Source organism: Streptomyces sp. NBC_00358 (assembly GCF_036099295.1).
In the GTDB taxonomy this organism is placed as follows: Bacteria; Actinomycetota; Actinomycetes; order Streptomycetales; family Streptomycetaceae; genus Streptomyces.
This window is the reverse complement of record NZ_CP107976.1, coordinates 4914688-4927662: the sequence shown is the minus strand read 5'-3', so window position 1 is coordinate 4927662 and position 12975 is coordinate 4914688. Positions and strand designations below refer to the sequence as shown.

The 12975-nt window shown below is 71.5% G+C and carries 11 protein-coding genes; 6 read left to right on the top strand and 5 right to left on the bottom strand.

The genetic code is table 11. From position 1 onward, the window contains the following. The first annotated feature begins 65 nt into the window (after positions 1-65). Both OHT01_RS20835 and OHT01_RS20830 read left to right on the top strand, forming a co-directional pair. Positions 66-962, top strand: coding sequence for an RNA polymerase sigma factor SigF (locus OHT01_RS20835; RefSeq protein ID WP_328554646.1), 897 nt, complete (start codon positions 66-68; stop codon positions 960-962). Positions 963-1012: 50 nt separating this feature from the next. After that, positions 1013-1864 carry a hypothetical protein gene (locus OHT01_RS20830; RefSeq protein WP_328554645.1) on the top strand — a complete coding sequence of 284 codons (852 nt, stop codon included), beginning with the start codon at positions 1013-1015 and terminating at the stop codon, positions 1862-1864. 247 nt (positions 1865-2111) lie between these two features. Here OHT01_RS20830 and OHT01_RS20825 read toward each other — a convergent pair whose 3' ends face one another. Next, positions 2112-2309 (bottom strand): hypothetical protein, encoded by a 198-nt coding sequence (locus OHT01_RS20825; RefSeq protein ID WP_328554644.1) that lies wholly within the window; start codon positions 2307-2309, stop codon positions 2112-2114. Between the two features lie 224 nt (positions 2310-2533). Here OHT01_RS20825 and OHT01_RS20820 point away from each other — a divergent pair, with 224 nt between their 5' ends. The 3 genes from OHT01_RS20820 (at position 2534) to OHT01_RS20810 (ending at position 6506) form a co-directional block, all read left to right on the top strand. Next, entirely contained in the window at positions 2534-3040 is a 507-nt protein-coding gene (locus OHT01_RS20820; RefSeq protein ID WP_328554643.1) for a MarR family winged helix-turn-helix transcriptional regulator, read from the top strand. A 21-nt stretch (positions 3041-3061) separates the two neighbouring features. Then, positions 3062-5590, top strand: coding sequence for an MFS transporter (locus tag OHT01_RS20815; protein ID WP_328554642.1), 2529 nt, complete (start codon positions 3062-3064; stop codon positions 5588-5590). A 94-nt stretch (positions 5591-5684) separates the two neighbouring features. Further along, a complete protein-coding gene (locus OHT01_RS20810) occupies positions 5685-6506 on the top strand; it encodes a YceI family protein (protein WP_328554641.1) in 822 nt (273 codons plus the stop codon). Between the two features lie 36 nt (positions 6507-6542). On the opposite strand, the gene OHT01_RS20805 is transcribed toward OHT01_RS20810, so the two are convergent. Continuing rightward, a complete protein-coding gene (locus OHT01_RS20805) occupies positions 6543-7280 on the bottom strand; it encodes an ANTAR domain-containing protein (protein ID WP_328558194.1) in 738 nt (245 codons plus the stop codon). Between the two features lie 346 nt (positions 7281-7626). Between OHT01_RS20805 and OHT01_RS20800 the strand changes: the two genes are divergently transcribed. Further along, on the top strand, positions 7627-8097 hold the full coding sequence (locus tag OHT01_RS20800) for a PPOX class F420-dependent oxidoreductase (RefSeq protein ID WP_328554640.1): 471 nt from the start codon (positions 7627-7629) through the stop codon (positions 8095-8097). Positions 8098-8128: 31 nt separating this feature from the next. Here OHT01_RS20800 and OHT01_RS20795 read toward each other — a convergent pair whose 3' ends face one another. The 3 genes from OHT01_RS20795 to OHT01_RS20785 form a co-directional block, all read right to left on the bottom strand. After that, positions 8129-8902, bottom strand: coding sequence for a TetR/AcrR family transcriptional regulator (locus OHT01_RS20795; RefSeq protein WP_328554639.1), 774 nt, complete (start codon positions 8900-8902; stop codon positions 8129-8131). 340 nt (positions 8903-9242) lie between these two features. Continuing rightward, positions 9243-11501, bottom strand: a complete 2259-nt coding sequence (locus tag OHT01_RS20790) for an ArnT family glycosyltransferase (RefSeq protein WP_328554638.1) — start codon at positions 11499-11501, stop codon at positions 9243-9245. Further along, entirely contained in the window at positions 11498-12967 is a 1470-nt protein-coding gene (locus OHT01_RS20785; protein ID WP_328554637.1) for a bifunctional glycosyltransferase family 2/GtrA family protein, read from the bottom strand. The genes OHT01_RS20790 and OHT01_RS20785 overlap by 4 nt, the downstream gene beginning before the upstream one ends. Positions 12968-12975: the final 8 nt, after the last annotated feature.

Sequence of the window (12975 nt, the reverse complement as noted above, 5' to 3'; positions counted from 1 at the left end):
GGTGGAGGCTGCGTTCCTCCGACGGGAGCGACTGCCGCGACCGTCCGCGACCCAAAGGGGGTGGCATGTCCGCAGATCAGGGCAGCTCGAAGGTGCTCACGCTCATGAAGAGCGACGCAGTGCCCGAGGCGCACGCCGCGCTTCCCGATGTCCCTGCCACCGAGGCCCCGGTAGCCGTTCCGGTCCCCGAGTCCTCGGGCGCCATCGACACCCGGACCCTGTCCCGCTCCCTCTTCCTGCGGCTCGCCGCACTCGCCGAGAACAGCCCGGAGCGTGGCTACGTCCGGGACACCCTCATCGAGCTCAACCTCCCGCTCGTCCGGTACGCGGCGGCCCGCTTCCGCTCCCGCAACGAGCCGATGGAGGACATCGTCCAGGTCGGCACCATCGGCCTGATCAAGGCGATCGACCGCTTCGACTGCGAACGCGGTGTCGAGTTCCCGACCTTCGCGATGCCGACGGTCGTCGGTGAGATCAAGCGCTTCTTCCGTGACACCTCCTGGTCGGTCCGCGTTCCGCGCCGCCTCCAGGAGCTGCGGCTCGCCCTCACCAAGGCCAGCGACGAGCTCTCGCAGAAGCTCGACCGTTCGCCGACGGTCGCCGAACTGGCCACCGTTCTCGGGGTGTCCGAGGAGGACGTGGTCGACGGCCTGGCCGTGGGCAACGCGTACACGGCGTCGTCGCTCGACTCGCCCGCCCCCGAGGACGACGGCGGCGAGGGCTCCCTCGCGGACCGCCTCGGCTACGAGGACACCGCGCTGGAGGGCGTGGAGTACCGCGAGTCGCTCAAGCCGCTGCTCGCCAAGCTGCCGCCCCGAGAGCGCCGGATCATCATGCTCCGGTTCTTCGCGAACATGACCCAGTCGCAGATCGGCGAGGAGGTCGGCATCTCGCAGATGCACGTCTCCCGTCTCCTCACCCGCACTCTGGCCCAGCTCCGGGAAGGCCTCATCTCCGACTGACCGTCCCACGCGGGGTTCATAATTGACGGATCGTCAGCCACACTGGCGCGATGCGTCACGAGTCGATACGCGGCCGCCGAGGTGCCCTGCTGGGCGCCTCGGCGGCCGCGCTCTGTCTGGGCGGAGCGCTGGCCGCGTGCGGAGGCGGCGGGAACGGCGGAGGCTATGTCGCCGTCGGGGCCGCCGGGGGCTCCCCACGGGCGTCGGGCGCGGTGGTGGCGCCATCGGGCGAGGTGACCCTCGTACCGCTGGACGGCGCGGCCGGAAACGGCTCCGACACCGCTGGGGACAGCGGGAGTTCCGGCTCCGGGACGACGTCGGCCAACGGTCCGGGCGGCTCGTCGACCGACGGCCCGGGCGGTCCGGAGGGCTCGGCGGCTCATGACGCCGGCTCAGGCAACTCGGGTGCCGGCGGGGACCGTTCCGGGACCGGAGCAGGCGGCACGGGAGGGCCGGGGGCCGGCGACGGCGGCGGGTCCGCTTCGTCCGCCGGTTCGTCCGCCGGTTCGTCCTCAGGCGGTGACTCCGGGCGTACGGGTGGGAGTTCGGGGAATTCCGGTACGCCGACCGCTCCCGGGCCGACGGAGAGCGCCGGGCCGGCCGTGCTCGTCGTGAGCGGTACCACCCGTGCGGCCGCCGATCGGCGCTGGTGCGAGAAGGTGACCGTCTCCTTCGGCAACACCGGTGGTACGGCGGTGCGTTCGGGCACGGTGACGTTCGGGACCCACATCATCGGGTCGCTCGGGATCGACTGGGCGACCGTCCGGTCGGCCGAGGCCCTTCCCGCGCCCATCGCCGCCGGTGCGAAGAAGAGCCGGACCTGGACGGTGTGCGTCGACGCGTGGCGGGTGCCGCTGGGCATGCACGTCGAGACGCGGGACGTGTCCGTCCAGTGGAAGTAGCGGCGCGGCACCACGGGGCCACACGCCCCACCGGGACGCCGGACCCTGCCGGGCCGCACGCTCCCGCCCGGTCACGTACCCCTGCCGGGCCACGCGTTCGGCCCGATCAAGTACCCGTGACAGGCCACGCGTTCGGCCCGGTCACGTACCCGCCGGGCCACCCGCTGCTACCGGGCCGCACATTCCCGCCCGGTCACGTACCCCCGGCGAGTCGCGTGGCCCGGCTCGGTCACATGGTCCCGCTCGGCTACATGAGCGCGAGCCACGCCACCGCCGCGACGACCACGACGGCGAGGACGACGCCGACGATCAGGCCCACGCGGGGACCCGCCGGAGCGGCCACCTGCTGCTGCCGGCCCTGGGGGGCCTCGTCGACGAACGCACGGAACATTTGGGTGCTGCCCGCGGGGTCGTAGTTGCCCTCGGGGCCCTGGGTGTTTGCCATAGGCCGGACCCTAGCGAATACGCGCCGAGTGCCCAAGTGCCGGGCTCCCCTTCGTACCCATCGTGAGCGGCCGCCCACCATTCATTACGTCCCCGCCCCCACCTGCAAGTTTACGATCGCCAATATTTACCTTTACTGAATCTTTAGCCACGGGACCGCCAACTCGTTTGCCTGCGGCAACCAACTTCTTTATGGTTGCCCTAAGCAACGAATGGGGAGGTGCGATGGCCGAGCAGGCGCAGTACGAGGAACTGGCTCGTCAGCTCAGCGCCATCGGTGCCGTGAAGAGGGACATGGGGCGGATCCTGCCGCCCGACTGCCCCGGGGGCTCCGCCGCCGTGCTCACCCTGCTCGGCCGGTACGGCGCGATGCGGATGAGCAGGCTGGCGGAGCTGCTCTCCGTGGACATGTCGGTGACCAGCCGCCATGTCGCGCATGTCGCCGACCGGGGCTGGATCGAACGGTCCCCCGACCCGGCCGACAAGCGCTCGCGCATCCTGCGCCTCACCGAGGCCGGCCAGGAGCAGCTCGACGAGCTCTCGCTGCGCACGTCACGACTGCTCGCCGACCGGCTGAGCCACTGGTCCGACCACGAGGTCGGGCTGCTCATCGAGCTGATGAGCAGGCTGCGCGAGAGCTTCGGCGACTGCCGCTCCACCCAGCGGGCGCCGGTGCGCCTCCCCCCGTATGCGACAGACGTATCAGAACTGACCACCCGTACACCCGCGTAAGTACGTAAGAAAAGGAAGCCCATGGCAACGACCACACCAGCCGGTGTGCGGGGCTCTCACGCCAAGCACGGAGGCGCCGACGGCGCTCCGATGACGCACCGGCAGATCATGGAGGCGCTCTCCGGGCTGCTGCTCGGCATGTTCGTCGCGATCCTGTCGTCGACGATCGTGACCAACGCGCTCCCCGAGATCATCGGCGACCTGGGCGGCGGCCAGTCCGCCTACACCTGGGTCGTCACGGCCTCGCTGCTGGCCATGACCGCGACCACGCCCCTGTGGGGCAAGCTCTCCGACCTGTACAGCAAGAAGGCGCTCGTACAGATAGCGCTCATCGTCTACGTGCTGGGATCGGCCGCCGCCGGTCTGTCCCAGAACCCCGGCATGCTCATCGCCTGCCGGGTGGTCCAGGGCGTCGGCGTCGGCGGTCTGTCCGCCCTCGCGCAGATCGTGATGGCCGCGATGATCTCCCCGCGTGAGCGCGGGCGCTACTCCGGCTACCTCGGCGCGACGTTCGCCGTCGCAACCGTCGGCGGCCCGCTGCTCGGCGGTGTCATCACCGACACGAGCTGGCTCGGCTGGCGCTGGTGCTTCTACGTCGGTGTGCCCTTCGCGATCATCGCGCTGATCGTGCTGCAGAAGACCCTGCACCTGCCCGTCGTGAAGCGGGACGTCAAGGTCGACTGGGCGGGCGCGTTCTGCATCTCCGCCGCGGTCTCCCTGCTGCTCGTGTGGGTCACCTTCGCCGGTAACAAGTACGACTGGGTCTCGTGGCAGACGTACACGATGGTCGCCGGCGCGATCCTCCTCGGCCTGCTGTTCGTGCTCGTCGAGTCCAGGGCGAGCGAGCCGATCATCCCGCTGCGGCTGTTCCGCAACCGGACGATCACCCTCTCCTCCCTCGCGTCGCTCTTCGTGGGTGTCGCGATGTTCACCGGCACCGTCTTCTTCAGCCAGTACTTCCAGCTCGCGCGGGACAAGTCCCCGACGATGTCGGGCGTGATGACGATCCCGATGATCGGCGGCCTGTTCATCTCCTCCACGGTCTCCGGCCAGGTGATCACCAGGACCGGACGGTGGAAGTACTGGCTGGTCAGCGGTGGTTTCCTGGTGACCGCGGGCCTCGGCCTCCTCGGCACGATCCGCTACGACACGACGTACTGGCACATCGCGATCTTCATGGCGCTGCTGGGCCTCGGCGTCGGCATGATGATGCAGAACCTGGTGCTCTCCACGCAGAACCAGGTGGCGCCGTCGGACCTGGGCTCGGCGAGCTCCACGGTGACGTTCTTCCGTTCCCTCGGCGGTGCGATCGGTGTCTCCGCGCTCGGCGCGGTCATGGCCAACCGGATCACCCACTACGTGAAGGACGGCCTGACCGACCTCGGCCCCAAGTACGCGGCCCTGGGCTCCGGTTCGGACTCCAGCTCCACCATCCCGGACATGGACAAGCTGCCCGCGCCGCTGCGCACCGTGATGGAGAGCGCGTACGGCCACGGCATCGCGGACGTCTTCCTGATCGCCGCCGGCATGGCGCTGGTCGCCTTCCTCATCGTGCTGTTCATCAAGGAGGTCCCGCTGCGGACGTCCGGCGCGCTGGCGCAGGCCGCCGCGGAGCAGGCCGGGGAACCGGTCGCCGAGGCTCCCGTCGCCGAAGCGGTCGAGGCCGCGGCCACCGCGGCTCTCGCCCCTGCCGTCGCCGCGAGCACGACCGAGGCGGGCCCCGAGGGCACGCAGCGGCTCGGCGCCGTCGCCACCGCGACGCGGGAGAGTGCCCCGCAGCCGGCGTCCGGCGGCATCCGGGTGCACGGTCAGGTCCGCGGCGCGGAGAGCGCGCCCGTGCCGCAGGCCGCGGTCACGCTGATCTCGCAGACGGGACGCCAGCTCGGCCGCTCGGTCGCGCAGGCCGACGGCTCGTACGCGGTGGACGCGCCCGGCGTGGGCTCCTACGTGCTGATCGCCTCCGCCGACGGCTTCCAGCCGCAGGCCTCGACGATCGTCGTGAACGACGAGCCGCTCGCGTACGACATCCTGCTGAGCGGTACCAGCGGGCTGAGCGGTGTCGTCCGGGCCGCCGAGGGCGCCTCTCCGGTCAAGGACGCGATGGTCGTCGTGACCGACGTCCGCGGTGATGTACTGGCTTCCGGAACCACCGGTGACCAGGGCGAGTTCGCCTTCGCCGACCTGGTCCCCGGCGTCGTGACGGTCGCGGTGAACGCCGCGGGCCACCGGCCGCGGGCCCTGCCCGTCGAGGTCGGTGGCACCGGGGTCACCCGGATCGAGGTCGACCTCGACTCGGGCGCCCAGCTCCAGGGTGTCGTACGGGCGCCGCACGGCCCCCTGTCGGACGCCCGCGTGACGCTGGTGGACGCGGCCGGAAACGTCGTCGGCACGGCCAGGACCGGCAGTGACGGCGCGTACGCCTTCACCGACCTGGACGGTGGCGAGTACACCGTCATCGCGGCGGGCTATCCGCCGGTGGCGACCGCGCTGACCGTCGGCGGCGGTGGCGTGGACGACCACCACATCGAACTCGCCCACCCCGGCGAGTAGTTCGAGCCCCGGCCCGTGGGGTGCGCGCACTCTGAGCGGAGGTGCGTCCCCCACGGGCCGGTTTTCATTTGCTTCATCGCAAGGAGTAACTGCCATGGGACTGACCGCGAAGATCCGTACGCGGGACGGCTGGGCCGTGTCGCACGCGGTCGTCACGCTGACCGACTCGGCCGGCGCGCAGGTGCTGCGGGCCGAGGCGGACGCCGACGGGACCGTGCACGACACCACGGGCCTCGCGCCGGGCGCCTACACGGTGATCGTGACCGCGCTCGGGTACGCGCCCGCCGCGGCCGGCGCGATCGTCACGGCGGCCGGCCGTGCCGAGGTCGGCCAGGTGACCCTGGCCCGCCGGGGCGGCACCGAGCTGCCCCCGCCCGGACCGTGGACCATCGACCCGGCGCACTCGTCGATCGGCGTGGTCGCCCAGCACCTGGGGATCTCCAGCGTGCACGGCCGGTTCACGGACTTCGCGGGCCGCATCGAGATCGCCCCCGACGAGGTGGCCAAGTCCCGCGTCGAGGCGACGATCACGGCCGTCTCCATCGACACCGGCAACGGTGTGCGCGACGGGCATCTGAGGTCCCCGGACTTCCTGGACGTGGAGAAGTACCCGCTGCTCACCTACCGCTCGACGGACCTGACACCGGCCGGCCCCGACCGGTGGACCGTGCACGGCGAGCTCACCCTGCACGGTGTCGTACGACCCGTCGGCCTCGACCTCGCCTACCTCGGCACCGGCGCCGACCCCTGGGGCGGCACCCGGGCCGCGTTCCGCGCGACCACCGAACTCCACCGCGAGGACTTCGCCCTGCACTACAACCAGGTCGTCCAGGCGGGCATCTCCGCCATCGGTACGACGCTGAAGGTGGAGCTGGACATCCAGGCGGTGCAGGGGGAGTCGCTGCCGGCCGCGTGAGCGCACGCCGTACTCCCCCCACGCGCGTCCCTGGCCCTACTCGCCCTCGTCGCTCTCGTCGGCGTGGGTGATCCGCCGGGCCAGGTCGCGGAGTTTGACGTTCTCCCGCTGGGAGGTCCGGACCAGGCTGTCGAAGGCCTCGGACGCGTCGATGTCGAGGCGCTCCATCAGGATGCCCGTGGCCTGTCCGATCAGATCCCGGGTGCGCATGGCCTCGGTGAGCTGTTCGCGCAGGGTCGCCGAGTCCAGCGCGATGCCGACGTGGGCGGTGAACAGCCGGCCTGTCCGGGTGGCCGACTCGTCGAAGGCACGCGGCCCAGGCGCGTACGCCGTCAGGACGGTCAGCCGGCGCCGGTCGGCGCGCAACCGCAGCGACAGCACCGACCGCAGCCCCAGGCCCGACAGCGCGAGATCCCCGTCCCCGTCCGCCGAGGCGCTGTCCTCGATCCGGGCCACCGGCGCGGTCCACAGCCGGTTCCAGTACGGGTGATGCTCACGGCCCGCGTTCAGGGTGTCGGCGGTGCGGACGATTTCGTGCGTCCAGGCCAGGGTCTGCCGGTGGGCCTTGTGCTCGATGACCGAGATCCCGGCGTGCTCGGCCCCCGGCAGGAGACGCACCGCCAGCCGCACGGCGGTGCGCAGGGTGGCATGGGGACTCGATGTCTCGTGGAGCTGCTGAGCGGCGGCCGTGAGGCTTTCAGCCAGCTCAAAACCCGTAGCGAAACGAGACAATTCGGAAAACTCGGACGCAGCCACCACGAACCTCTTCGGCATGCACGGCCAAACGGCCATGCGCAGGAGAGCTCCGCAGCACATTCCCGACTGCGAGCACAGGACGAAGAGCACTTTAGCCGCTCCGATGAGGTCCGCTACGCCCACCGGCCCACCCCGCGGGCGTTCGGGAGCCGCGCGGCCCAGGGCTGTCCCGTAATCCCCGGCGGGCGCGCAACGACAGCCACGGCACTCCCCCAAGCTCTTCGAGCAGGGGGACCCCCACGCCGCGTTGTCGGATCGCCCGAATACGCCCAGTGTGAGGACGACCCTCCGCCTTGCGATGCACCGCATCCGGCGCCGCGCGCTGATCCACCGGGGAGTACGGGACAGCCCTTAGGCTGATCGCATGGCACCCAACATCGCGACGAACACCGCTGTCTCCCTGGACGAGTTGCTGGACTTCGTGCGCCCCCGCCACCGGGCCGTCCTGCTCACCCGCCGCGCCGACGGCGGCCCCCAGGGCTCCCCGCTGACCTGCGGTGTCGACGACTCGGGCCGCATCGTCGTGTCGACGTACCCCGAGCGTGCCAAGACCCGCAACGCCAAGCGGGACGAACGGGTCGCCCTGATCGTCCTCAGCGACGAGTGGAACGGCCCCTGGGTCCAGATCGACGGCACCGCCGAGGTCCTCGACTCCCCCGACTCCGTCGAGCCGCTCGTCGAGTACTACCGGAACATCGCCGGTGAGCACCCCGACTGGGACGAGTACCGCGAGGCGATGCGCAAGCAGGCCAAGTCGATCATCCGGATCACCCCGACCCGCTGGGGCCCGGTGGCGACCGGCGGCTTCCCGGCCCATCTGGCCCCCCAGGACTAGCCGAGGGGCCGGAATCTCCCGCGGCACGGGGTCAGCCCCGTGCCACCATCGCCTCGATGCCCGCGACCAGCAGCTCCAGGGCGAACGAGAAGTCCCGCTCCCGCATCTCCGAGACGGTGTCCCCGCCCCGCGCCTCCATGAGGTCCGCCGCGTTCTCGAAGTGCGCCGCGAACCGGGGCTGTTCACCGATGGCGCTCATGGCCTGCCGGAAGTACTCGTCCTGCGACATCCCCGCCGAGGCGGACCGCTGCACGAAGTGCCCCTCGATCGTGCCGAACCCGTACACGAACTGGAACACCGCCGACATCGCCCCCATCTGCCCGTGCGGCGGCAGCCCGGTGTCGCGGATCACCTCCTGCACGCGCAACGAGAACGCCGCGGAACACGGCCCGATGTTCAGGAAGCTCCCGATCAGCGTCGACACCCACGGGTGGCGCACGAGCAGCGCCCGGTACCCGGCGGCCAGCGCCCGCAGCCGGTCCCGCCAGCCTTCCTCCGACTCGGCGTCCGGAAGCTCCAGTTCACCGAACACGGCGTCGAGCGCGAGCTCCAGCAGATCGTCCTTGGTATCGACGTACCAGTACACGGACATCGCCGTGACGTTCAGCTCCGCGGCCAGCCGCCGCATGGAGAACCTCGCCAGGCCCTCCGCGTCCAGCAGCCGCACCGTGGCCCCGGTGATCCGCTCCCGGTCGAGCCCGGACGGCTGGCCACCGCCCCGGGCCGCCCCGCCGCGGGGTGCCCTGCCCTCCAGCCAGACGCTGGTCCGCTCCGGTCGCTTCGCCCTGTCGGCTGCCCTCACCATGGCGCACCTTCCTAGGAACTCGAACCCCGGAACGGGCCGGAACTCCCCGGTCCGCCCTCCTCGATGATGCCAAGCGGGCCCTCCCCGGAGAACCACCCGCCGGATACCGGCCGCCCTCCCACAGCCACCGCCACTGTCACTGTCACTGTCACTGTCACTGTCACCGCGGAGTCTGCCCCTCCCGCCCTCCGCAGCAACGCCGCCGGGCGGCGCCGCGAAGGGCGGTGGCCCGGAGCGAACTCGCTCCGGGCCACCGCCCTTCCACCGGACCGTCGACCACCCCGGCCCCGACCCGTGCGCGGATCGCCGCCCGCCCTGGGCAGGTGGGCCCGATCGTCCCTCAGCCGCTGGTCTTCGGCTGCGTGAGGTCGTAGAAGGTGGCCGAACCCACCGTCACCTTCTTGAAGTTGGCCGTGACCCACGAGCTGATCCGCGAGGAGCTGGAGGTGGTGCCGGAGTTTCCGCCGCCGCCCATCCCGCCGCCCGAGATGAAGTAGTGGATCCTGCCGTCCGTCACGTACTTCTTGAACTGGGCCAGGGTCGGGGACGGGTCGGTGCCGTTGAAGCCGCCGATCGCCATCACCGGCTTGCCCGTGGCCAGTTGGTAGCTCGCGGAGTTCTGCGAACCGACCGCGGCGGCCGCCCAGGTGTAGTGCTCCGCGTTCTTCGACAGCAGCGTCCCGGCCGCGGAGCTGACGGTCGCGCCGTTCAGCAGGCCTCCGGCACCGCCGCCGCCCATACCTCCCTCGCCCATACCGCCGCCGGGCATACCACCCTGCTGGTTCTGGCCCTGGGCGGAGGCGGTGCCGGAGGCCTGCTGGTTCCGGCCGGGGAAGCCACCGGTGCCGCCCGTCGGGGGCTGCCCCATGCCGCCGCCCGGCTGCCCGTTCCGCGCGGTGCCGCCGTTCTGCTGGTTCTGGCCGCCACCGGGGAACCCGCCCCGCGTACCGCCACCGCCGGGACCACCGCCCCGGCCGCCCATCATGCTCGCCCCGGCCGGGCCGGCGGTCACGATGGAACCCGTGTGCCCGGTGCTCACCGTGGAGAGCGTGTACGCCGCCGGTCCCGCGACCGCGGACACGAAGCTCAACGCGACCGCCCCGAGGGCCAGTCGGCGGCCCAGCCGGCCCGCGAGGATCAGGCCGAGCGCGCCGGTCAGACCGCCGACGAGAACCAGCCACTTGAGCCAGGGGAGATAGTCGGAGGTGCGGTTGAGAAGGACGTACCCCCAGACCGCGGAGGCGGTGACCGCACCGGCGAGGGCGAGCGACGCCCACACCTTGCCCCGCTCCTCCCACAGCACCGTCGCGCCCATGCCGACCACGGCGGCGATGTAGGGGGCCAGCGCCACCGTGTAGTACTGGTGGAAGATGCCGGCCATGTAGCTGAAGACCAGCGCGGTCATCAGCAGCGAGCTGCCCCAGGCGAGGAAGGAACCGCGCACCAGGTCGGTCCGCTTCGCCTTCCAGGTGAGGACGATGCCGGCCACCAGCAGGATCAGGGCCGCCGGGAGCAGCCACGAGATCTGGCTGCCGATCTCGGAGTTGAACATCCGGTTCCAGCCGGTCTCGCCCCACATCCCGGTGCCACCGCCGCCACCCCCGCCGCCGACACTGCCGGTCTCGTCACCGTTGATCCGGCCGAGGCCGTTGTAGCCGAAGGTCAGCTCCAGGAAGGAGTTGTTCTGCGAGCCGCCGATGTACGGGCGGGAGGACGCGGGCCACAGTTCGACGATCGCGACCCACCAGCCGCCGGCGACGACCATCGCGAGGGCGGAGAGACCCAGTTGCGCGAACCGCTTGCGCAGCGCCACCGGCGCGCAGACCGCGTACAGCACGGCCAGCGGCGGCAGGATCAGGAAGGCCTGGAGCGTCTTGGCGAGGAAGGCGAAGCCGACCGCGACGCCCGCCCACACGAGCCACTTCGTCCGGCCGTCCTCCAGGCCGCGGATCACGCAGTAGACCGTGACGGTCATGAGCAGCGCGAGCATCGCGTCCGGGTTGTTGAACCGGAACATCAGCGCGGCGACGGGAGTGAGCGCGAGCACCGCGCCCGCGATCAGGCCTGCCACCGGGCTGAACCGGCGGCGCAGGGCCGCGTACAGGACGCCGACGGTGGCCACGCCCATGAGCACCTCGGGCACGAGGATCGCCCACGAGCCGAGACCGAAGATCCGTACCGACAGGGCCATCGGCCACAGCGAGGCCGGGGGCTTGTCGACGGTGATGGCGTTGGCCGAGTCGAGCGAGCCGAAGAAGAAGGCCTTCCAGCTCTGGCTGCCGGCCTGGACGGCCGCGGAGTAGAAGGAGTTGGCGTACCCGGAGGCGCTCAGTCCGTACAGGTACAGCACCGCGGTGGCGATCAGGAGACCGAGGAAGGCGGGGCGCGCCCAGCGCGGGTCCTCCGGCCGGCCTCTCCAGGCCCGCCGGAGGAACGGCTGCTCGGGCTCACCGGCCCCGGGGGCGGGGGCGGGCGGGATCTGCTCCGGGGGAGGTGCCGAGGCGGAAGGCCCCCAGGCGTGACCGGAGCCGCGGCTCGTGCCTGCGCCGGTGCCGTCGCTCCTGCCGGTACCGGCACTCGTGTCGGGCTGTGTCGTCATCGCGCGTTCCTCGGATCGTGATCGTGCGGGCGCACCGCCTGCAACTGCATGGTCGAATCCCGCCAGGTGCCGTCCGCGGCCTCACCGGCGCGGAACCGGGCCGTGTCGTACGGGGCCGTGTCGTACGAGGCGGTGTCGTACGGGGCCGTGGGCGCCGTCGGGCGCTGCGGGAGCGGCGGGCAGGGCTGGTGCGAGGCCGCCGCCGGGAACGGCGACGGGGTCTCGCCCTGCCGGTCGGGGAACACCCAGGCGCGGAAGAGCAGGAAGCGCAGCACGGTCGCCGCGAGGTTGGCGGCGATGAGCACCGCCAGTTCGGTGGAGTGCGCGGGATCGCTCGTCCCGGCGTTCAGGGCCGCGAGGGAGCCGCTGGTCAGGGCGAGCCCGATGCCGAAGACGACCAGGCCCTGCGCCTGGTGCCGGACGGCGCCGCCCCGGCCGCGTACACCGAACGTCAGCCGCCGGTTGGCCGCCGTGTTGGCGACCGCGGAGACGAGCAGCGCGAGCGCGTTGGCGACCTGCGCCCCGGAGAAGGAGCGGAAGCCGCTGTAGAGCAGCAGATAGAAGAGCGTGGACAGGCCGCCCACGACGCAGAAGCCGACGAGCTGGCGGGCCAGGCCCTTGGGTACGTCGGTCAGTTCGCGGTCGCGCGGGTCGTCGCCGAAGGGCCGGGCGAGCCGGTCGAGCGACAGCGAACCGGTGGCGAGGGCCCGTCCCACCCGCCACACCCCCTTGAGGTCGTCCGTCGCGGTCTTCACGATGTGGACGGTCGAGTCCGGGTCGTCGACCCAGTCGACGGGAACCTCGTGGATGCGCAGCCCGGCCCGTTCGGCCAGCACCAGCATCTCGGTGTCGAAGAACCAGCCGGTGTCCTCGACCAGGGGCAGCAGCACCTGGGCGACATCACGGCGGATCGCCTTGAAGCCGCACTGCGCGTCCGAGAAGCGGGCCTGGAGCGAACCGCGCAGGATCAGGTTGTACGTGCGGCTGATGAACTCCCGCTTGGCGCCCCGCACCACACGCGAGGAGCGGGCCAGCCGCGAGCCGATCGCGAGGTCCGAGTGACCGGAGATCAGCGGGGCCACCAGCGGGAGCAGCGCGTTCAGGTCGGTGGACAGATCCACGTCCATGTACGCGAGGACCGGCGCGTCGGACGCCGACCACACGGTCCGCAGCGCCCGGCCGCGGCCTTTCTGCTCCAGCCGGAAGGACATGACCTCCGGGATCTGTGCCGCCAGCCGCGCCGCCACCAGGGGAGTGGTGTCCGTGGACGCGTTGTCCGCCACCGTGATGCGGAACGCGTACGGGAAGGTGCGCTTGAGGTGCTCGTGCAGTCTGAGCACACATGGCTGGAGGTCCTTCTCCTCGTTGTAGACGGGGATCACTACGTCCAGGACAGGCGTACCGGCGTCTCCGGCCGGGAGGTGCTCCCGCGCCGGCAGATTGCCGGGAGAAGAGTCGGTTCGCATGGGAACGA